This window comes from Bradyrhizobium campsiandrae (assembly GCF_014529705.1).
Classification (GTDB): Bacteria; Pseudomonadota; Alphaproteobacteria; order Rhizobiales; family Xanthobacteraceae; genus Bradyrhizobium; species Bradyrhizobium campsiandrae.
Genome location: NZ_JAANIH010000050.1, coordinates 1 through 19,831, shown reverse-complemented (window position 1 = coordinate 19,831; position 19,831 = coordinate 1). Strand labels below are relative to the sequence as shown.

The following is a 19,831-nucleotide window of genomic DNA, read 5'->3' as shown; positions in this document are numbered from 1 at the left end:
GCCCTTTCTCTTTCCGGTGACCAAGGCCTCCGCCGAACTGTGATAGACTTGCGCATCATGAACGAAACCGCCGGCACTCCCGAAACTCAGCCCACCGTCCTGCAAAGCGCGCTGCGTGGGCTCGCCTGCAAATGTCCGCGCTGCGGCGAGGGCAAGCTCTATGCAGGCTTCCTGACGCTGGCGCCGTCCTGTGACCGCTGCGGCCTCGACTATGCCTTCATCGATTCCGGCGACGGCCCCGCGATCTTCATCATCATGCTCGCCGGTGCGATCGTGGTGGGCTGCGCGCTGGTTGTCGAGGTCAAGTATCAGCCGCCATTCTGGCTGCACGCGGTGCTGTGGCTGCCGTTGATCCTTGCGACCACGCTGCTGCCGCTGCGCGCGATGAAGTCGCTGCTGATCGCACTGCAATTCCACCACAAGGCGGCGCCGGGCCGGCTGGTCGACCGCGCGAAATGAACGAGGCGGCGCGCAAGCCACGCGTGGCCGGCTTCATGCTGTTCACGCTTCTGCTGATGGCGGCCTTCGTCGCGCTCGGGCTCTGGCAATTGCAGCGTCGCACCGCCAAGCATGAACTGATTGCCGCCCTAACCGAACGTCTTGCGGCCGCGCCAGTCGCGCTGCCGCCGCCGGCGCAATGGGCCGCGCTGACGCCCGCGCGTGACGAATTTCGCCGCGTCAGTTTCACCGCGACCTACTCGGCGTCGCCGGATGCGATGGTCTATTCGTCCGGCTCGGCGGTGCGCAAGGATGCCTCCGGTCCCGGCACCTGGGCGTTCCTGCCGGCGAGGCTGCCGGGCGGCGAGATCGTCGTGATCGATGCTGGCTTCGTCGAGAACACGATGCAGGATCGCAGTGTTGAGGACCGCGCCGTGAAAAAGCTCGCCACCGGTGCGCCCGTCGCGCTCACGGGCTATCTGCGCTTTCCGGAAGCGCCGGGATGGCTCACGCCGGCGGAGAACCGCGACAAGCGGTTGTGGTTCGTGCGCGATCATCTGGCGATCGCAAGCGCGCTTCATTGGGGCGCAGTCGCGCCGTTCTATGTCGACCTCGAGCAGCCCGTGCCCGAAAGCGGCATTCCACGTCCAGGGCCGCTCGACGTGCATCTGAAGGACGACCACCTGCAATATGCCATCACGTGGTTCGCGCTTGCCGGTGCGGTGCTGATTGCGTTTGTCGTCTGGCTGAGAGGGCGTCGGCAGGGCGGCGCGGCTCCGTAGGTTCCCGGAAGGAACCCGGAATCGCCCGGACTTTATTATTCAGCGCATATTCACGAGGGTGATCCTAAGCCGCACCGAAAATATTTTTCGCGGCAGACAGGATTCATGGCGTGCGCGATTTCGATCAGATGGGAATAGTCGTCGATTGGGTGGATGCCTGCCGCAAAGGCGACCTCGTGGCGCTCCTCGACCTTTATGCCGACGATGCCGAACTGGAATGCACGTGCAATGGGACGCGTCTCTATCGCGGCCGCAGCGAGCTCGAGAGCTATTGGGGACCGAAGCTCAGCGCGTTCGCGTCGGTGGGATTCGGCCTCGAGGAGATTCATCCGGCGCAGAATGGTGTTGATCTCGAATATTCGATCGCGGGGGCGCTGCGTATTCGCGCCTCGTTTCGCTTCAGCGCGGAAGGCAAGATCCACAGCACGCTGTGCGAACCGGCGCAGCAGGGCTCGCACGATTGCGGCGCGTGCTAAGGCATGATCCGGAAAAGTGCGAAGCGGTTTTCCGGAAAGATCATTGGGTTGAGATCGGGCCTTCGCCACGCGGAAGCCGGCAACGCACATGGGTTCGTGCATCCGCGCGCAGCAGTGACAGTGATCCGCTGAGCGCGCGCGCGCGCTCATGCATGCCGGTCAAGCCGCGGCCGAAGACGTTGCCCTCGGGAAAGCCGGCGCCGTCATCGCAAACATCGATTGTGAGCACATCGCCCGATATTGCCGCCTCCACATGGACATTGTTCGCGTCGGCGTGGCGCAGCACGTTGGTCAGTGCCTCCTGGATCACGCGATAGACGGTCTGGGCCAGCGGCCCGTCGATTCCGTTGAGACCGGGATCGATCGTCGCAGCGAGGCCAATATGCGGCGCCTGTCTGCGAAAGTTCCGGAGCAGCGTCTGCACACTGGCCTCAAGCCCGAGGTCCTCGATGTAGAGCGGCCGCAGCCGGTCGAGAATGCGGCGGTTGGTCTGCTGCAGCGCCTCGACCGATCGCATCACCTCTTGCACGGAGTTGTCGAGATGTTCCGTCTGCGGCGAGGCCTCGCTCAGCGCGATCGTGCCGGCACGGATGCTGAACAGCAGCGGGCCGAGCTCGTCATGCAGCTCGCGGGCAAGGTCGCGCCGCTCATCGTCCTGGAGCGACACCAGCCGATGCAGGAGATCGCGATTGTCCTGGCTCAATTGCGCGAGTGTTGCCGCAAGGGCGTTGGCCTCCTCGCAGCTCTGCTGGATTTCCGGCGGCCCCGCGACCGGGATCGGCGTCGCATAATCGCCGCGCCGGATACGGGTGAGGCCCGCGCCGAGATCCTGCAGGGGCCGTAGCGCGGATCCGGCGAACAGGTAGGCAATCGTTCCGGTCAGGATCATCAGCACGGCAATGAGGCCTGCCAGAGCCAGTAGGCCGATCCATTTCTCGAACAGGTCGGCCGACAGGTCGGGCATGAACACGATGTCGCCGACATGCCTGCCGTCGATGATGACGGGAGACGCCGCGTTCATGTCCGGGACGGCGATCAGATCGACGAACCATCGCGGCACGCCATGCACCTCCCGCAGGCCATCCTTCGCAGAGGGCAGAGAACCTGCCTCCACGGGGCGGAATTGGGTATCGGAGGAGGGATCCAGCGAGCGAACGAACGCGTCGAGCACTTTCCGTGGATCATCCGAGGCGGCGAGAGCGCTGTTGAGCGCGGCAGCGATCGTCTGTGTCGAGCGCCGGCCTGGATCGCTCTCGTCGGCGAGCTGACCTGTCGCGAATGTCTGGAGCAGGACACCGCCCATGGCCAGCGCGGCGAGAAAGCTCAAGCCGAGCGGAAGGAACAGTTGGGTTCTGAACGAGAGCCGCCGCCACATTAGGTCAATTCTAACGCGCAATCTCGGAATTTTCTCTTTCCATTTGTTCCCGGCGGTCTATGAGTCGAAAAAAACAGAGAGCGCGCGATGCAAGATACCGCCAAGCCGGCGACCAAAGTTCTGATCGTGGACGATCATCCCGTGGTCCTATCAGGGTGTCGCACGCTGTTTGCGTCCGACCATTCGATCCGCATCGACGAGGCGAGCGACGCCAGATCCGGACACCGCGCCTATATCAGCAGGCGCCCCGACGTGACGGTCATCGATATCAGCCTGCCCGATGTCTCCGGTTTCGAGTTGATGCGGCGGATCCGCAAGGACGACCCGGACGCCAAGATCATTATGTTCAGCATGAACGATGATCCCGCTTTCGTGGTCCGCGCGGTGGAGCTCGGGGCCCAGGGCTATGTTTCCAAGGGCGACGATCCCCGGATCCTGCTCAAGGCCGTACGCAAGGTGGTCGCGGGCGACAATTTCATCTCGCCGCAGCTTGCGGAGGCCGTCACGTTCTCCGGCGCTGCGATCAAGGCCAATCCGGCCTCGCAGATGACGCCACGGGAGCTCGAGATTCTCCGCCTGCTCGGGCGCGGCAACAAGATCGTCGAGGTCGCCGCGGCGCTCGGCATCTCCTATAAGACGGTGGCCAATACCACCTCGCTGCTCAAGCAGAAGCTCGGCGCCAAGAACCACTCCGACCTGATCCGGATCGCGGTCGAAATCGGCATGAACTGACACCGCCAGAGACTGAACCGGCTGCTCCAGGATGCAGCCGGTTCAGTCGAGGAAACGGCCGCGCCGCTCGTCCGGGCAATGTGTGGACGACGGCTGATCCGATCCGCCGACATAATGGGTCGCCGTGACCTTCGTTCCACGATCGATGCGTTATTTGGGAAAAAGCGGCAAGGAGGCGGCGCTGCGGCCAGTCCGACGATCGCCACGGCCGGGGTAGATCGGGAAAAACTGGAACATTTGGCGCCCAGCGCTGTTTTTGGTCTTGACGATCTCGTGACAGGTGACGATAGGTCGAACCCAGCGATTTTCGGGGAGGCGCCCCGTTACGGATAACCGGGTCTGCACAACAACGACAGACCTTCCAAGAGAAGGGCTGCGGCATCGCCGCAGCCCTTTTTCGTTGGGCATGGTGCGGCCCGGCAAAACACTCTATGGTGCCGGAAGCCTCTGGCTCAGGAACTAGGAACATCATGAAATCAAAGGCTTAGGGTGCGGATTAGGCCGGACCAGCCTTTGGAGGACAGTTTGACTCGTTATATCTCCACCCGGGGCGAGGCCCCTGAGCTTGGCTTCTGCGACGTGATGCTGACCGGGCTTGCCCGCGACGGCGGCCTGTATGTGCCGGTGACCTGGCCGCTGCTATCGACCGAGACCATCGCCGGTTTCTTCGGCCGCCCCTATTGGGAGGTCGCCGTCGATGTCATCCGCCCCTTTGTCGGCGGCGAGATTTCGGACGCCGAACTCGGTCGCATGGCGAACGAAGCTTATGCCACCTTCCGTCATCCGGCCGTGGTGCCGCTGCGCCAGATGTCGCCGCACCAATTCGTGCTGGAGCTGTTTCACGGTCCGACGCTCGCCTTCAAGGACGTGGCAATGCAGCTGATCTCGCGGCTGATGGACCACGTGCTCGCCAAGCGCGGCCAGCGCACCACCATCGTGGTCGCGACGTCAGGCGACACTGGCGGTGCCGCGGTCGAAGCCTTCGCCGGCCTCGAGAATGTCGATCTCATCGTGCTGTTCCCGCACAGGCGCATCTCCGAGGTGCAGCAGCGCATGATGACGACGACGGGGGCGGCCAATGTCCACGCGCTCGCCATCGAGGGCAATTTCGACGACTGCCAGGCGCTGGTGAAGGGGATGTTCAACAACCATCGCTTCCGCGATGCGACCTCGCTGTCCGGTGTCAATTCCATCAACTGGGCCCGGATCGTCGCGCAGGTCGTCTATTATTTTACCTCCGCGGTGGCCGCCGGCGCGCCGGCGCGTGCTGTGGATTTCATCGTGCCGACCGGCAATTTCGGCGACATTTTTGCGGGCTACGTCGCCAAGCGCATGGGTCTTCCAGTCCGCACGCTCCGCATTGCCGCCAACGTCAACGACATCCTCGCGCGTACGCTCAAGACCGGCATCTACGAGGTGCGCGAGGTGCACGCGACCGCCTCGCCCTCGATGGACATCCAGATCTCCTCGAATTTCGAGCGGCTGCTGTTCGAAGCGAGCAAGCGCGATGCGCCCGCCGTGCGCCGGTTGATGGAGCAGCTCAAGCAGTCGGGCCGCTTCGTGCTGCCGGATGCGACGCTCGCCGCCATCCGCGAAGAGTTCGATGCTGGCCGCGCCGACGAGACCGAGACCGCGGCTGCGATCCGCGCCGCTTGGCGCGAGGCCGGCGAGCTCGTCGATCCCCACACCGCCGTGGCGCTGGCGGTCGCCGACCGCGACACCACCGACACGACCGTGCCCAATATCGTGCTCTCGACTGCGCATCCCGCCAAATTCCCTGATGCCGTCGAGGCCGCCTGCGGCCAGCGGCCGCAACTGCCGGCCTGGCTCGACGGTCTCATGACCAAATCCGAACACATGAAGGTGATGAAGAACGATCAGAGCGAGGTGGAGCGGTTCGTGCTGTCGGTCAGCCGGGCCGCAAAACAGGGAGTTGCCGGATGAGCGTCGAGATCTCCAAGCTTGCCTCCGGCCTGACCGTCGTCACCGACAACATGCCCCACCTGGAGACCGCGGCGCTCGGCGTCTGGGCCGGCGTCGGCGGCCGCGACGAGAAGCCGAACGAGCATGGCATCTCGCATCTCTTGGAACATATGGCGTTCAAGGGCACCACCGGACGTTCCTCGCGCGAGATCGTGGAGGAGATCGAGGCCGTGGGCGGCGACCTCAATGCCGGCACCTCGACCGAGACGACCTCCTATTACGCCCGGGTGATGAAGGCCGATGTGCCGCTGGCGCTCGACGTGCTGTCCGACATCCTGGCCAATCCCGCTTTCGAGCCCGACGAGCTCGAGCGCGAGAAGAACGTCATCGTGCAGGAGATCGGCGCGGCCCAGGACACCCCCGACGACGTCGTGTTCGAGCATCTCAACGAGCTCTGCTATCCCGACCAGCCGATGGGCCGCTCGCTGCTAGGCACCGCCAAGACGCTTAAAAGCTTCAATCGCGACTCCCTGCGCAACTACCTCTCGACGCATTACCGCGGCCCTGACATGGTCGTCGCGGCGGCCGGTGCCGTCGATCACGACCAGGTCGTCGCCGAGGCCGAGAAGCGCTTTGCAAGCTTCGAGGCAACGGCAGGGCCGAAGCCGCAGGCGGCCCAGTTCGGCAAGGGCGGCACCAAGGTCGTGCATCGCGAGCTCGAACAGGCGCATCTGACGTTGGCGCTGGAAGGCGTGCCCCAGACCGATCTGTCGCTGTTCTCGCTCCAGGTCTTCACCAACATCCTCGGCGGCGGAATGTCGTCGCGGCTGTTCCAGGAGGTGCGCGAGAAGCGCGGCCTCTGCTACTCCATCTACTCCTTCCACGCCCCCTATACCGACACCGGTTTCTTCGGCCTCTACACCGGCACCGATCCGGCCGATGCGCCTGAAATGATGGAGGTCGTGGTCGACATCATGAATGATTCGGTCGAGACCCTGACCGAGGCCGAGATTGCGCGGGCCAAGGCCCAGATGAAGGCGGGCCTCTTGATGGCGCTGGAGAGCTGCTCCTCGCGCGCCGAGCAGCTCGCCCGGCACGTGCTGGCCTATGGCCGGCCGCAGACGGTGCAGGAGCTGGTGGCCCGGATCGATGCTGTCAGCATCGAATCGACCCGGGACGCGGCGCGTGCACTGCTTTCGCGCAGCCGCCCTGCAGTTGTCGCATTAGGCAGCGGCAGGGGTCTGGACACGGCGGTGTCTTTTGCGGAAGGATTGACCCGGGCGCGCGTCAAAGCTCGGCTCCACTAAAGGCGCGGCTGCACTAGGCGCCGCGCTGGCGGGGCCCGCCCGGGAAGCATCACCATGGCCCTCTTTCGACTGCCATCCAGTGGACCTGCTGCTCTCGCCCCCCGCGGCAACGGCCTGTTGCTGCGCGCGCCGCAGATGTCGGATTTCCTGCAATGGGCGCATCTGCGCGAGGCCAGCCGCGATTATCTGACGCCGTGGGAACCGATCTGGCCGTCGGACGATCTGACCCGGTCCGGCTTCCGCCGTCGTCTGCGCCGCTATTCCGAGGACATCGCCGCGGACCGCTCCTATCCCTTTCTGATCTTCCGCGAGCTCGACGGCGCCATGGTCGGCGGCATCACGCTCGCCAATGTCCGGCGCGGCATCGTTCAGGCCGGCACCATCGGCTATTGGGTCGGCCAGCCCCACGCCCATCGCGGCTACATGACGGCGGCACTGCGGGTGCTGCTGCCGACGCTGTTCGGCGAGCTCAACCTGCATCGGGTCGAGGCAGCCTGTATCCCCACCAATGCGCCTTCAATCCGGGTGCTGGAGAAGTGCGGCTTCTCCCGCGAGGGACTGGCGCGCCGTTATCTCTGCATCAACGGGATCTGGCAGGACCATCTGCTGTTCGGCCTGCTGCATGAGGATTTCCGCGGCTGAGCCGGTCTCCGTCCGCGCAGACAGCAGTCTTTTTTCGGGCCTCGTTTTCTCGCCTTGGGATCGCCGATTTTGGCGATATAACCCGCACGATCTGGCCGATCGGTCGGAATTGTCGTCATGGAGTACTGCCGTTCATGAATGAGCTTCGATCATTGCGGAATGCGCTGCGGCGGGGCCCGGTGATCGCGCTGGCGCTGTCGATCTCGTTGGCGAGTGTCTCGCCGGTGGCCGCGCAGTCGCTGACCGACCGGTTCAAGAGCCTGTTCGGCGGCAAATCCGACGAGCCTGCCCAGGCCAAGCCGCCGTCCGCGCCAGGCGGGCCGCCGGCCGATGACGACATCGATTGCCCGCAGGTCACGGTGCGCGCGGGCGCATCCACCTACGGCGTCGGGGCGACCGGCAAGCCGGCGGTCGGCAACGACGTGCGCTTCCAGGCCTCGATCAGCAAGATGGCGCGAGAATGCGTCCGCAACGGCGGCGAGATCACGGCGCGGATCGGCATCCAGGGCCGCGTCATCGCCGGCCCTGCCGGCGCGCCTTCCACGGTCGAGGTCCCGTTGCGCGTCGCCGTCGTGCAGGGCGGCGTCGGCGAGAAGGTGATCGCCTCGAAGGCCTATCGCACCACGGTCGAGATGTCCGAGAACGGCAGCGTGCCGTTCACCTTCGTCGCCGAGGACCTGTCCTATCCGGTGCCGTCGGCTGCCGTCGCCGATACCTACATCTTCTATGTCGGCTTCGACCCGCAGGCGCTCTCGCCCGAGCCGAAGCCGCGCGGGAAGAAGAAGTAAACACAATCGCAGAACAAAAAAGCCGGCGCTATCAGCGCCGGCTTTTTTGACGGGTGAGGCCGAGCCGCTCAGTTCAGCTTCTGCCGAACCTCGGTGATGCCCTTGGCGAGCAGATCGTCGGCGACCTGGCCCTTGACCGACTGCGACAGGATCGTCGAGGCGGCCTGGACGGCGGCTTCGGCGGCTGCGGCGCGCACATCGGCCAGCGCCTGGGCCTCGGCCAATGCGATCTTGCTCTCCGCGGTCTTGGTGCGGCGGGCGACGAAGTCTTCCATCTTCGCCTTAGCTTCGGTCGCGATGCGCTCGGCTTCGGCCTTGGCGTTGGCGATGATGTCGGCGGCCTCGCGTTCGGCCGAAGCGCTGCGCGCCTTGTAGTCGGCGAGCACCTTGGCGGCTTCCTGCTTGAGACGCGTCGCGTCGTCGAGTTCGGCCTTGATGCGGTCGGCGCGATGGTCGAGCGCAGTCAGCGCCGACTTGAAGATCCCGAGATAGCCGAACACGACCATCAGGATCACGAAGGCGACGGCGACCCAGGTTTCAGGATCGAAGAACATATCGACTAACCCTTCAAGGACGCATCAACGGCGGCATTGACCGACGCCGCATCCGGAACGACACCGGTGAGCTGCTGCACGATGGTGCCTGCCGCATCGGACGCGATGCCGCGGACGTTGCTCATGGCGGTCGCGCGGGTCGAGGCGATGGTCTTTTCCGCCTCGGCGAGCTTGGCCGACAGCTGCTCTTCCAGCGCTTTGCGCTCGGCTTCCGCCTGCGCGTTCGCCTTGTCGCGGGACTCGTTGCCGATCGCCTGTGCCCGCGAACGCGCCGAAGCGAGCTCGCCTTCATAGGCCTTCAGCGCCGCCTCGGACTGGTCCTTCAGCTTCTGCGCCTCGGCAAGGTCACCCTCGATCTTGCTCTGACGCGCCTCGATCGCACCGCCGACCTTCGGCAAAGCGAGCTTGGACACGATCACGTAAAGCAGGACGAAGAAGATCGCGAGCGACACCAGCTGCGACGCAAAGGTGCTGCTCTCGAACGGCGGAAAGCCGCCGCTGTGATGACCGCCATCGGCTTCGGTGTGGGCGTCGGTCGCTGGACCTTTCGCCCCGCCATGACTCTCGGCCATGGAGTACTCCTGTTGCTGTCACGCGCCGCTTCGGATGAAGCGGCGCGAAAGAAGTCGTTCTTCAGAAAACGAACAGCAGAAGCAGCGCGATCAGCAGCGAGAAGATGCCGAGCGCTTCGGTCACGGCGAAGCCGAAGATCAGGTTGCCGAACTGGCCCTGAGCGGCCGACGGGTTACGGACGGCTGCGGCGAGGTAGTTGCCGAAGATCACGCCCACGCCGACGCCCGCACCGCCCATGCCGATGCACGCGATGCCCGCGCCGATAAGTTTTGCTGCTGCCGGATCCATTTTAGACTCCTTGGAAGAAAGATTGGGTTTTGGGTGGAAATTCCCCGGACCGCTCAGTGTCCCGGATGAATGGCGTCGTTGAGGTAGATGCAGGTCAGGATCGCAAACACATAGGCCTGCAGGAATGCGACCAGGATCTCGAGCGCGTACAGCGCGATCGTGAGCGCCAGCGGCAGCACGCCGCCGACCCAGCCGATGGCGCCGAGCGAGAAGCCCAGCATGGCGACGAAGCCGGCGAATACCTTCAGCGCGATGTGGCCGGCCAGCATGTTGGCGAACAGACGAATGCTGTGCGAGACCGGGCGCAGGAAGAACGACAGGACCTCGATGAACATGACCAGCGGCAGCACGTAGCCGGGGACGCCGTGGGGAACGAAAATCTTGAAGAACTTCACGCCGTTCTTGGCGACGCCGTAGATCAGCACGGTGAAGAACACCAGAAGCGCCAGCCCCGCGGTGACGATCAGATGGCTCGAGATCGTGAAGGTGTAGGGAATGATGCCGACCAGGTTCGAGACGCAGATGAACATGAACAGCGAGAAGATCAGCGGGAAGAACTTCATACCTTCCGCGCCGGCCGTCGAGCGGATGGTTGAGGCGACGAACTCGTAGGAGATCTCGGCGACCGACTGCAGGCGGCCCGGAACAAGCTGCGTACCGCTGGCCAGCATCAGGATCGAGATGATGGCGACGGCCACCAGCATGTAGAGCGATGAATTGGTGAAAGCGATCGTTTGATGGCCGATATGGCCGATCGTGAAGAGAGGCTCGATGTTGAACTGGTGGATCGGATCGATTTTCATCGGCGCGGCATCTCTTGGTCTGCCGGGCGATGCCGGCGGGTCTCGGTCTGCCGGCCGGGCCGGCGCGCACCGGCAAAGCCGGCGCGATCACTTCCTCTCCTCTTGTCGGATCGGCTACGAACCGCCGCGCCTGTTCCGACCCGCGCCTGCTGATCTCACCACATTCACCACCCCGGCGACGAAGCCCAGCAGCAGGAACACGATGAATCCGAAGGGCGACGTCGACAGCAAACGGTCGAAACCCCAGCCAATCCCCGCCCCGACAGCGACACCGGCGACCAACTCGGAGGATAACCGAAAACCAAGCGCCATCGCCGAGGCTCTGGCCGCTCCGTCTCCACCGTCACCTGCGGGTTGCTCGGTCTTGACGTGGCGGCCGCGAAATTCGGACAACCGCTGATCAAGATTTCCGAGCCGTTCGGAAAGCGCAGCTTCCTCGGGCGATCTATCGCGATTTCCATTCTCGCCGTGTCCCGTGTCTTGAGCCATGCCACGAAGACCCGAAACGCTGCGGTTGAATGGAAATTACGCCCGCCACCCTCAAAAGCCGCGCGGACCATACTGACCGCACATAATCAAGTCAAGCCAAGTCACGATCGCGTCGTGTTCGGTTATGTAGCTGATTTAATTGCATATATTGCCTTGCGCGCCAGCGCTGCACACAGCGTGACGCCGCACCGCAGCAGCTCGTTGCGTGATCCGCCAATATGCTCGACATTTTTGCCGCAACTTTCGGGAGCGAATCCACGGCGGCCCTCGTTGATGTCGCGGTTGCGGTTTTGGCGGCGGATTCGCGCGGGTGGACGATGCGCCGTCATCCGCCGGGGTGTACAATTTCCGGGGATGTGGCGGAGAGCACGATGAAGCCGGCGAAATCATCCACAACTTCATGGTGTGCTGCGGCGATTGTTGTTGTCACCATGGTCAGCGGCGGCCTCGTGGCCGCGCAATCGGCGCCCGATGGCGACAATGGCCGCTATAGCATGACGCCGATCCCCGACGGCGTACTGCGGCTCGACACCCGCACCGGTGCGGTTTCGACCTGCACCAGGAACGACGCCGGCTGGGCCTGCTACGCCGTGCCCGATGAGCGATCCGCGCTCGATGCCGAGATCGGCCGGCTCCAGGCCGAGGTCGAGAGGCTCAAGGGACAGTTCGCGGCCGGGCCGACCGTATCGGGCAAGATCGACGAGGCGCTGCCGAAATCCGATCCCCTGAAGAAGCCCGAACCGCAAGCAAGAGAGCCAAAGGTCGCCGAGGGCGAGCGCAAGCTCGAGATTCCCCTGCCGAGCGACCAGGACCTCGACCGCGCGATGTCGTTCCTGGAAAAGGCCTGGCGCCGGCTGATCGACATGGCCAACCGCGTGCAGAAGGACGTGTCGGGGAAGATTTGACGCGCGACGCGGTGCCGTAGGGTGGGTTAGCCGTGCGGCTGCGCGAAGCGCAATCCGCAAGGCGTAGCCCACCACTTCTCTCTCTACGTGGAAACAAAGAGGTGGGTTACGCCCAGCGAACCTCGCTTCCTGCGGTCGCAAGGCTAACCCACCCTACGGCAGCCTACCGAGTTGAGAGACCGTTCATGACATCATCCAAATCCATCTCACGCTCGGCACCATCCTCGGTGCAAACCACCACCATCATCTCATCGCTGCTCACCGTGCAGACGAAGGGCCGCGGCTTCACCGATCTCACCGGCGAGGTGGCAAAATTCGTGAGCGAGGCGCATGCCCGCGACGGCGCGCTGACGCTGTTCATCCGCCATACCTCGGCGTCGCTGACGATCCAGGAAAACGCCGATCCTTCCGTGCTGGTCGATCTCACCACGGCGCTGGCCCGGCTGGCGCCGGAGAATGTGCCGTGGACGCACGACACCGAAGGGCCGGACGACATGCCGGCGCACGTCAAGACGATGCTGACGCAGACGTCGCTGCAGCTGCCGGTGCTGGGCGGCAAGCTCGCGCTCGGCACCTGGCAGGCGATCTATCTGATCGAGCACCGCGCCCGTCCGCACCGGCGCGAGATCGTGCTGCAATTCATCGGCAGCAATCGATAGCCTCAAAAGCAAACCGGCCGCGGATCGCTCCGCGGCCGGTTCGTGTTAGCGGCGTGTCGAGGCGACTTACATCTTGGTGATGTCGACGTCCTTCGTTTCAGGCACGAAGAGGAAGCCGATCACGGCCGTGATCAGCGCGAACACGACCGGATACCACAGGCCGGAATAGATATCGCCGGTCGATGCGGTGATCGCGAAAGCGGTCGCGGGCAAGAGGCCGCCGAACCAGCCGTTGCCGATGTGGTAGGGCAGCGACATCGAGGTGTAGCGGATGCGGGTCGGAAACAGTTCGACCAGCATCGCCGCGATCGGGCCGTACACCATGGTGACGTAGACCACGAGGATGAACAGCAGACCGATGAGGGCCGCCACCTGCGGACGGAAGATGTCGAACGGGTTCGACATCTTGACGATGCCCGCATCACTCGCCTTCGGATAGCCCGCCGCCAGCACTGCCGCGGTGATCGCCGGGTTCGACGTCTTGGCGTCGGTGTAAGGCACTTCCTTGTCGTTGACGAGGATCTTCACCGCGCCCGCCGGTCCCGGAACCGTCGAGTACTTCACCGACGACTGGGCCAGGAAGGCGCGTGCCGTGTCGCAAGGCGCCGTGAAGACGCGGGTGCCGACCGGGTTGAACAGATCGCCGCAGCCTGCGGGATCCGCCACCACCTGCACCTTGACCGTCTCATAGGCCTTTTCCAGCGCCGGGTTGGCGTTGGACGAGATCATCTTGAAGATCGGGAACAGGGTCAGTGCACCGATCAGGCAGCCCGCCAGGATGATCGGCTTGCGGCCGATCCGGTCGGACAGCGCGCCGAACACCAGGAAGAAGCCGGTACCGAGCAGCAGCGACCAGGCGATCAGCAGGTTGGCGGTGTAACCGTCGACCTTCAGGATCGATTGCAGGAAGAACAGGGCGTAGAACTGGCCCGTGTACCAGATCACCGCCTGACCCATCGTGAGGCCGATCAGGGCGAGGATCACGATCTTGGCGTTGCTCCAGTTTGCGAAGGCTTCCGTCAGCGGCGCCTTGGAGGTCTTGCCTTCCTCCTTCATGCGCTGGAAGACCGGCGATTCGTTGAGGCGCATACGGATCCAGACCGAGATGCCGAGCAGGAAGACCGACACCAGGAACGGAATGCGCCAGCCGCCCCAATAGGCGCCCGGAGCTCCGGCAAAGCCCGGCTCACCGGTCGCGGTGCGGGTGAACAGGATCACCAGCAGCGACAGGAACAAGCCGAGCGTCGCCGTGGTCTGAATGAACGAGGTGTAATAACCGCGTTTGCCGGGCGGTGCGTGCTCGGCGACATAGGTCGCCGCACCACCATATTCACCACCGAGCGCGAGGCCCTGCAGTAGGCGCAGGCCGATCAGGATGATCGGGGCCGCGATGCCGATCTGCGCGGCACCCGGCAGCAGGCCGACGATGAAGGTCGACATACCCATGATCAGGATGGTGACGAGGAAGGTGTATTTGCGGCCGACGATGTCGCCAATGCGTCCGAACACGATCGCGCCGAACGGACGGACGAGGAAGCCCGCCGCAAAGGCCAGCAGCGCGAAGATGTCGCGCGTGGCCTGGTCGAACATCGGCTTACCGTCGGCGCCGGCGATGGTGAAGAATTGCGTGCCGACGATGCCGGCCAGCGATCCGTAGAGATAGAAGTCGTACCACTCGAAGACGGTACCTAGCGACGAGGCGAGGATGACGAACCGCTCATCCTTCGTCATGCCGGTCGACCGAGCCGACGTTGCAGCCATTGTGGACATCGTGAATGCGCTCCCCGAATATCATTTCCTCACGTCCCGGCTGTCCGGACATACCGGATCACCCTGGGTCTTGGCGCCAAGGTAACATCGGCGTGAAACGCGTCCCAATACGACTTTCGGCCTTTCGCACTGACGCGCAACTGACGGTGCGGATCTATAGTGCAGGCCCTCGTGCGTGGCTCTCGGATTAACCCCTTTCCGGCAAAGGAATAATGTGCCCTTGCATGCCACGGCCAGCCGGGGAAGAATTGACCATCGCGCCCGACAGGATTACTGGCGCTGAAGTGAACGTCACCAAGAGATCGATGAGCGCTCCCTCCACCCATCTCGTCATTGCCGATGACCATCCGCTGTTCCGTGATGCGCTGCGGCAGGCCGTGGCGGGCGTCCTCTCGACGGCGAAGATCGACGAAGCCGGCTCTTTCGAGGACCTGACGAAACTCCTGGAACAGACTTCCGACGTCGACCTGGTCCTGCTCGATCTGTCGATGCCCGGCATCTCCGGCTTCTCCGGCCTGATCTATCTGCGCGCGCAATATCCGGCCATCCCGGTGGTGATCGTCTCGGCCTCCGACGACAGCGCGACGATCCGCCGTTCGCTCGATTTCGGCGCCTCCGGTTTCATTCCGAAGCGGTTCGGCGTCGAGACGCTGCGCGATGCCATCCTCAAGGTGATGGAGGGCGACGTCTGGGTTCCCGCTGACACCGACCTGTCCGCGGCCTCCGATCCCGACACGACGCGCCTGCGCGACCGCCTGGTGACGCTGACGCCGCAGCAGGTCCGGGTCTTGATGATGCTGTCGGAGGGACTGCTCAACAAGCAGATCGCCTATGAGCTCGGCGTCTCCGAGGCGACCATCAAGGCGCATGTCTCGGCGATCCTGCAAAAGCTCGGCGTCGAAAGCCGCACCCAGGCGGTGATCGCGGCGGCGAAGATCGCCGGCGGCCAGTGGAAGCAGGGCACGCCGACGGGGTAGTCTGGTGCACCCGGAGGTGCAGGGGGCGACGATCGTCGATGCGCTGGTGGCGCGGCGGAAATAGCAACCACAAGCAGCGTCGTCATTCCGGCCTTCGCCGGGACGACATTGGAGACTTTGGAGACGCCGGAGCGATCCGGCGAAGCGCGCTCACCGCCCCTTAAAATTCGCCACGCGCCGTTCTTCCGTGGCCTTCACGCCTTCCTTGAAATCTTCCGTCGCGCGCAGGCGGGTCTGCTCGGCGAGCTCGTGATTGGTCGCGGCCATGACGCGGTCGGCGAGGCCGGCGCGCATCGTGGCACGCGTGGAGAGCAGGCCGAGCGGGGAACACTCGGCGATCTCGCCCGCGAGCTTCATCGCGGCTGATTTCACCTGGTCCTGCGGCACCAGCTCGTTGGCGAGACCCCATTTATAGGCCTCTTCGCCGGTGACGCGGCGGCTGGTGTAGAACATCAGCTCGGCGTTGTTCTTGCCGATCAGCTCGGGCAGCGTCGTCGTCAGGCCGAAGCCGGGATGGAAGCCGAGCTTGGTGAAATTCGCCGAGAAGCGCGCTTCCGGGCAGGTGACGCGGAAATCTGCCGATACGGCGAGTCCGAGGCCGCCACCGATGGCTGCACCCTGAACGGCCGCGACGATAGGCTTCTTGGCGCGGAAGATCCGCACGGCCTGGATGTAGAGGTGGTTGATCGGTCCGAGGCTGTCGGCGGGATCGCCCTTGGCCTTTTTCTCGGCCTCTTGCGCTTCCTGAGCCTGCCGCGCGGGATCGCCAAAATTGGCGCCGGCGCAGAACGCCTTGCCCTGCGCCGAGAGCACCGAGGCGCGGATCTCGATGTCGCTGTCGAACTCGTCGAGCGCATCCGCGATCTGGTTGATCAGCGAGATGTCGAAGAAATTGAGCGGCGGCCTCCTTATCTCGATGGTGCCGACGTGTCCGACCTTCTCGACGCCGATATCTTTGTAGGTGGTCATGATGTCCTCGAAGCGTTAGCGCAGACCAAGTCCGCGCGACTAGCGCAAACCAAGTCCGCGGGCGATGATGCCGCGCAGCACCTCGGTGGTGCCGCCCTGGATGGTGAGTTTCGGTGCGGTCTTGATCGCGAAGTCGAGCTGCCGCTCCAGCGTCTCGCGATTGGTCGCGGTCTCCTCGACGAAAGCGGCGAGGTCGCGCACGCGGTGCGGAAGCTGCTGCTCCCAGACCGTGCCGATGTCCTTGACGATGGAGGCTTCGACCACCGGCTCCTTGCCGGCCTGCAGCATGCCCGCCACCGAGACCGACATGCGGCGCATGGTGTGCAGCTGTGCAACGAGACGGCCGATGCCCTCGGCGCTGCGCGTATCCGGGTCGGGGCCGACCGCGCGGACCAGCTCGGTGAGCACGTAGTAGGTTTCCAGGAAGCGTTCAGGCCCGGAACGCTCATAGGCGAGCTCCGATGTCGCCTGCTTCCAGGCGCCGTCGACTTCCCCGAGCACGTGATCATCGGGAATGAAGTGGTCGGTGAACACGACCTCGTTGAACTCGTATTGCCCGGTGATCTGGCCGATCGGGTTCACCTTGATGCCCGGCTGCTTCATCTTGACCAGAAACTGCGTCAGGCCGTGACGTCGGTTTTCCTTGGTCGGCGGCGAGGTCCGGAAGATCGCGATCATGTAGTCGGCGATATGCGCCGACGAGGTCCAGATCTTGGTGCCGTTGATGAGATAGCCGCCCTCGGTCTTGGTCGCGCGCGTCTTGGCGGCAAACAGGTCCGAGCCGGAATTGGGCTCGCTCATGCCGATGGCAAAGCACACCTCGCCTTTGCAGATGCGCGGCAGGATGTCCATTTTGATGTGCTCGGGTGCATATTTCAGCAGCACCGGGCCGCTCTGACGGTCGGCGACGAAGAAGCGCCGCGTCGGCGCGTTGGCGACGCGCATCTCCTCGGTCACAACATAGCGCTCAAGGAAGGAGCGCTCCTGGCCGCCATACTTCTTCGGCCAGGTCATGCCGATCCAGCCGCGTTCGCCGACGCGGCGGCAGAATTCCGGCACGTCGGTGTCCTCGCGGTTGGGTTTGCTCGTATCGAAGGTCCCGCGGGCGGCTTCCTCGGCGAGGAAGGCGCGCACTTCCTTGCGCAGCTGCTCGCACTTCTCGGGCAGGCGGATCGGATCGAAACGGAGGGCAGCGGTCATGTGTCTCTTTCCCCGATCAGCGCGATGCCACGAGCGGCCACAATTCGTCGGCGCCGCGACGTGCCACGAGCTTGCCGAGCTCGACGGCCCAATAGCTCTCCGAGCCGAAATCGTCGCGCCAGGCCAGCGCCCGCAGCGAATAGCGATGCAGGATGTGCTCGATGGTGAAGCCGATCGCGCCATGCACCTGATGCGCGATGCCGCCGCCTTTTTCCGCGGCTTCCGCGCAGCGGATCTTGGCCGAGGCGGCTTCGAGATAGACTTCGTCGTCGAAGGACTTTGCGTTTGCGATGGCATCGGCGGCAGATGTCGCGGCCGCGAGCGCTGCGGCGGATTCGCCGGCGAGACGCGCGAGATTGTGCTGCACCGCCTGGAATTTCGAGATCTTCTTCTCGAACGCAACGCGCTCGTTGGAATAGCGCACGGAGATGTCGAGCATCGATTCCAGCGCGCCCGCAATCTGCAGGCTGCGCGCAACGCCTCCCATCAGCATCAGCGTGGTCTGGTCGACGCTCTTCGGCGCCGCTTTGACGGCGACCGGCTGCACCTTGTCGAGCGTCACGGTATCGTTGTGGTCGTAACCGACATTGAGGCCGGGCTCGATTCGCGTCTTGCTCGGATCGACGAGGGCGATCGAGACGCCGTCCCCGCCATGCGCCAGCACCGCAAAATGCTTCGCGGCTTTGGCAAAAGGCACGCCGCGGGCGCGGCCAGACAACGTGCCGTCGGCATTGATCGTGATGCGATCCCTTGGAGAGGCCGGCACCACCGTCATCTCACCTGCGGGCGAAGCGAGCTTGGCTTGCGCCAGCAGCCAGCCCGCGAGCATGGTCTCGGCCAGGGGAACCGCGACGGCGAAACGGCCTGCAGCGTTCAGCAAGGCAAATCCGTCGGCCAGGCTCGCGCCGGAGCCGCCGAGATCGTCAGGCACCCAGGACAGGGGCAGCCCGGCTTCGCTCAGCGCCTGCCACAGCGGCGCCTGCCACGAACCCTTCTTGTCGTTGTTGATGGTTTGCGGATCGGCGAGGTCGGCGAAGATCTTCTCCGCGGTCTCGACGACGATATTGTCACTCTCCGCCACAGCGTTCCCCGTGTTTTGCCATTGGCGCATCCTGCCCCAGAGGCGCGGCGCGCAGGTTCTTCTTGCGCCCGATGATCTGAAAAAGCCATGGCCCTGACAAGCGTTGATCGCAGGTCAACCTGCGGCCCCGGCATGGGCGACAGGCTAATTCCGCTTAGCGGAGTTTGCTCGATTTGCAGGGCGCGGCAAACTCGCTAAACAAGGCGAGCTCGCGGAGCCGGCAATCAATCAAGGGGAAGGACATCCGGATGGCCAAGGACAGTTTGTGCGCAATCGTGACGGGGTCCGCATCCGGACTTGGTGCGGCGACCGCGGAAATTCTCGCCGCGAACGGGGCGCGGCTCGTCATCAACTATTCGTCGAGCCAGAAGGAAGCCGAGGCCACCGCGGAGCTCTGCCGCAAGGCCGGTGCCGCGGACGTCGTGATCGCACAGGGCGACGTCTCGAAGGATGATGATTGCCGCAGAATCGTTGCCGCCGCGAGCGGCTGGGGCCGGCTCGACATCCTCGTCAACAATGCCGGCACCACCAAGCACGTCGCCCATGCCGATCTCGACGGCTTGTCGGCGGAGGATTTTCAGCGGCTCTACGGGGTCAACACTATCGGTCCGTTCCAGATGGTGCGCGCGGCGCGCAGCCTGCTCGAGGCCGGATCGAAGGCGTCCGGGCGGCCGTCCGCCGTGGTGAACGTGTCCTCGGTTGCCGGCATCAGCGGCGTCGGCTCGTCGATCGCCTATGCTGCGAGCAAAGGCGCGCTCAACACCATGACCTTGTCGCTGTCGCGCGCGCTGGCGCCGCTGATCCGCGTCAACACGGTGTGCCCCGGCTATATCGACACGCCCTGGTTCACCAAGGGCCGCGGCGAGGAGCAGGCCAAGCAGGTGCGCGACAGCGTGATCGCGAAGGTGCCGCTGAAGGTCGCATCGTCAGCGCAGGACATCGCGCAGCTCGTCTGCTTCCTGGCGATGCCGGCCTCCAGCAACATGACCGGCGAGGTCGTGCGCATGGATGCGGGGATGCATTTGATTACGTGATTGCGTTCAGCTAGCACGTCAACAAAGCTGTCGTCCCGGCGAAAGCCGGGACCCATACGCCGCAGC

22 protein-coding genes are annotated in these 19,831 nt (G+C 64.4%); 12 read left to right on the top strand and 10 right to left on the bottom strand.

The window, feature by feature from the left end:
- The first annotated feature begins 57 nt into the window (after positions 1 to 57).
- From G8O24_RS30015 to G8O24_RS30005, 3 genes are all read left to right on the top strand, one after another.
- The gene (locus G8O24_RS30015) at positions 58 to 459 is read left to right on the top strand and encodes a DUF983 domain-containing protein (RefSeq protein ID WP_188105693.1); all 402 of its coding nucleotides are present in this window, start codon (positions 58 to 60) and stop codon (positions 457 to 459) included.
- Positions 456 to 1,220, top strand: a complete 765-nt coding sequence (locus tag G8O24_RS30010) for an SURF1 family protein (RefSeq protein WP_188105691.1) — start codon at positions 456 to 458, stop codon at positions 1,218 to 1,220. Before G8O24_RS30015 ends, G8O24_RS30010 begins: the two co-directional genes overlap by 4 nt.
- Positions 1,221 to 1,330: 110 nt before the next feature.
- The gene (locus G8O24_RS30005; protein ID WP_188105689.1) at positions 1,331 to 1,696 is read left to right on the top strand and encodes a nuclear transport factor 2 family protein; all 366 of its coding nucleotides are present in this window, start codon (positions 1,331 to 1,333) and stop codon (positions 1,694 to 1,696) included.
- 40 nt (positions 1,697 to 1,736) lie between these two features.
- Here G8O24_RS30005 and G8O24_RS30000 read toward each other — a convergent pair whose 3' ends face one another.
- On the bottom strand, positions 1,737 to 3,071 hold the full coding sequence (locus G8O24_RS30000; protein WP_188105687.1) for a histidine kinase: 1,335 nt from the start codon (positions 3,069 to 3,071) through the stop codon (positions 1,737 to 1,739).
- A gap of 87 nt (positions 3,072 to 3,158) precedes the next feature.
- On the opposite strand from G8O24_RS30000, the gene G8O24_RS29995 reads away from it, so the two are divergent.
- The 5 genes from G8O24_RS29995 (at position 3,159) to G8O24_RS29975 (ending at position 8,463) form a co-directional block, all read left to right on the top strand.
- On the top strand, positions 3,159 to 3,803 hold the full coding sequence (locus tag G8O24_RS29995) for a response regulator transcription factor (RefSeq protein WP_188105685.1): 645 nt from the start codon (positions 3,159 to 3,161) through the stop codon (positions 3,801 to 3,803).
- A gap of 525 nt (positions 3,804 to 4,328) precedes the next feature.
- Complete coding sequence (gene thrC / locus G8O24_RS29990; protein WP_188105683.1) at positions 4,329 to 5,747, top strand: threonine synthase; 1,419 nt, start codon at positions 4,329 to 4,331, stop codon at positions 5,745 to 5,747.
- The gene (locus G8O24_RS29985) at positions 5,744 to 7,033 is read left to right on the top strand and encodes a M16 family metallopeptidase (RefSeq protein WP_188105681.1); all 1,290 of its coding nucleotides are present in this window, start codon (positions 5,744 to 5,746) and stop codon (positions 7,031 to 7,033) included. Before thrC ends, G8O24_RS29985 begins: the two co-directional genes overlap by 4 nt.
- Before the next feature lie 54 nt (positions 7,034 to 7,087).
- On the top strand, positions 7,088 to 7,675 hold the full coding sequence (locus tag G8O24_RS29980) for a GNAT family N-acetyltransferase (RefSeq protein ID WP_188105679.1): 588 nt from the start codon (positions 7,088 to 7,090) through the stop codon (positions 7,673 to 7,675).
- Positions 7,676 to 7,809: 134 nt separating this feature from the next.
- Complete coding sequence (locus G8O24_RS29975; protein WP_188105677.1) at positions 7,810 to 8,463, top strand: hypothetical protein; 654 nt, start codon at positions 7,810 to 7,812, stop codon at positions 8,461 to 8,463.
- 68 nt (positions 8,464 to 8,531) lie between these two features.
- Here the strand turns inward: G8O24_RS29975 and G8O24_RS29970 are convergent, their stop codons facing one another.
- The 5 genes from G8O24_RS29970 to G8O24_RS29950 all read right to left on the bottom strand — a co-directional run bounded on the left by G8O24_RS29970 (position 8,532) and on the right by G8O24_RS29950 (position 11,170).
- Positions 8,532 to 9,017, bottom strand: coding sequence for a F0F1 ATP synthase subunit B family protein (locus G8O24_RS29970; protein ID WP_188105675.1), 486 nt, complete (start codon positions 9,015 to 9,017; stop codon positions 8,532 to 8,534).
- Between the two features lie 5 nt (positions 9,018 to 9,022).
- Positions 9,023 to 9,589: a F0F1 ATP synthase subunit B gene (locus tag G8O24_RS29965; RefSeq protein ID WP_188105673.1), complete on the bottom strand. Its 567-nt coding sequence runs from the start codon at positions 9,587 to 9,589 to the stop codon at positions 9,023 to 9,025.
- Positions 9,590 to 9,650: 61 nt separating this feature from the next.
- The gene (locus G8O24_RS29960) at positions 9,651 to 9,878 is read right to left on the bottom strand and encodes a F0F1 ATP synthase subunit C (protein ID WP_018643436.1); all 228 of its coding nucleotides are present in this window, start codon (positions 9,876 to 9,878) and stop codon (positions 9,651 to 9,653) included.
- A gap of 53 nt (positions 9,879 to 9,931) precedes the next feature.
- The gene (locus G8O24_RS29955; protein ID WP_188105671.1) at positions 9,932 to 10,681 is read right to left on the bottom strand and encodes a F0F1 ATP synthase subunit A; all 750 of its coding nucleotides are present in this window, start codon (positions 10,679 to 10,681) and stop codon (positions 9,932 to 9,934) included.
- Between the two features lie 114 nt (positions 10,682 to 10,795).
- Positions 10,796 to 11,170 (bottom strand): AtpZ/AtpI family protein, encoded by a 375-nt coding sequence (locus G8O24_RS29950; protein WP_188105669.1) that lies wholly within the window; start codon positions 11,168 to 11,170, stop codon positions 10,796 to 10,798.
- 371 nt (positions 11,171 to 11,541) lie between these two features.
- Here G8O24_RS29950 and G8O24_RS29945 point away from each other — a divergent pair, with 371 nt between their 5' ends.
- Together G8O24_RS29945 and G8O24_RS29940 are read left to right on the top strand one after the other, a co-directional pair.
- On the top strand, positions 11,542 to 12,075 hold the full coding sequence (locus G8O24_RS29945; RefSeq protein ID WP_188105667.1) for a hypothetical protein: 534 nt from the start codon (positions 11,542 to 11,544) through the stop codon (positions 12,073 to 12,075).
- 185 nt (positions 12,076 to 12,260) lie between these two features.
- Complete coding sequence (locus G8O24_RS29940; RefSeq protein ID WP_188105665.1) at positions 12,261 to 12,734, top strand: secondary thiamine-phosphate synthase enzyme YjbQ; 474 nt, start codon at positions 12,261 to 12,263, stop codon at positions 12,732 to 12,734.
- A 66-nt stretch (positions 12,735 to 12,800) separates the two neighbouring features.
- On the opposite strand, the gene G8O24_RS29935 is transcribed toward G8O24_RS29940, so the two are convergent.
- Positions 12,801 to 14,504 carry an MFS transporter gene (locus G8O24_RS29935; protein WP_188105663.1) on the bottom strand — a complete coding sequence of 568 codons (1,704 nt, stop codon included), beginning with the start codon at positions 14,502 to 14,504 and terminating at the stop codon, positions 12,801 to 12,803.
- 305 nt (positions 14,505 to 14,809) lie between these two features.
- Here G8O24_RS29935 and G8O24_RS29930 point away from each other — a divergent pair, with 305 nt between their 5' ends.
- Positions 14,810 to 15,481 (top strand): response regulator, encoded by a 672-nt coding sequence (locus G8O24_RS29930; protein WP_188105662.1) that lies wholly within the window; start codon positions 14,810 to 14,812, stop codon positions 15,479 to 15,481.
- 150 nt (positions 15,482 to 15,631) lie between these two features.
- Here G8O24_RS29930 and G8O24_RS29925 read toward each other — a convergent pair whose 3' ends face one another.
- The 3 genes from G8O24_RS29925 to G8O24_RS29915 are packed head-to-tail and all read right to left on the bottom strand — an operon-like array spanning position 15,632 to position 18,731.
- Positions 15,632 to 16,450: an enoyl-CoA hydratase/isomerase family protein gene (locus tag G8O24_RS29925; RefSeq protein ID WP_188105660.1), complete on the bottom strand. Its 819-nt coding sequence runs from the start codon at positions 16,448 to 16,450 to the stop codon at positions 15,632 to 15,634.
- A gap of 39 nt (positions 16,451 to 16,489) precedes the next feature.
- A complete protein-coding gene (locus tag G8O24_RS29920; RefSeq protein ID WP_188105658.1) occupies positions 16,490 to 17,650 on the bottom strand; it encodes an acyl-CoA dehydrogenase family protein in 1,161 nt (386 codons plus the stop codon).
- Between the two features lie 16 nt (positions 17,651 to 17,666).
- Positions 17,667 to 18,731 (bottom strand): acyl-CoA dehydrogenase family protein, encoded by a 1,065-nt coding sequence (locus G8O24_RS29915; RefSeq protein ID WP_188105656.1) that lies wholly within the window; start codon positions 18,729 to 18,731, stop codon positions 17,667 to 17,669.
- Positions 18,732 to 18,979: 248 nt separating this feature from the next.
- On the opposite strand from G8O24_RS29915, the gene G8O24_RS29910 reads away from it, so the two are divergent.
- Positions 18,980 to 19,765 carry an SDR family NAD(P)-dependent oxidoreductase gene (locus G8O24_RS29910; RefSeq protein ID WP_188105654.1) on the top strand — a complete coding sequence of 262 codons (786 nt, stop codon included), beginning with the start codon at positions 18,980 to 18,982 and terminating at the stop codon, positions 19,763 to 19,765.
- The last annotated feature ends 66 nt before the right edge of the window (positions 19,766 to 19,831 follow it).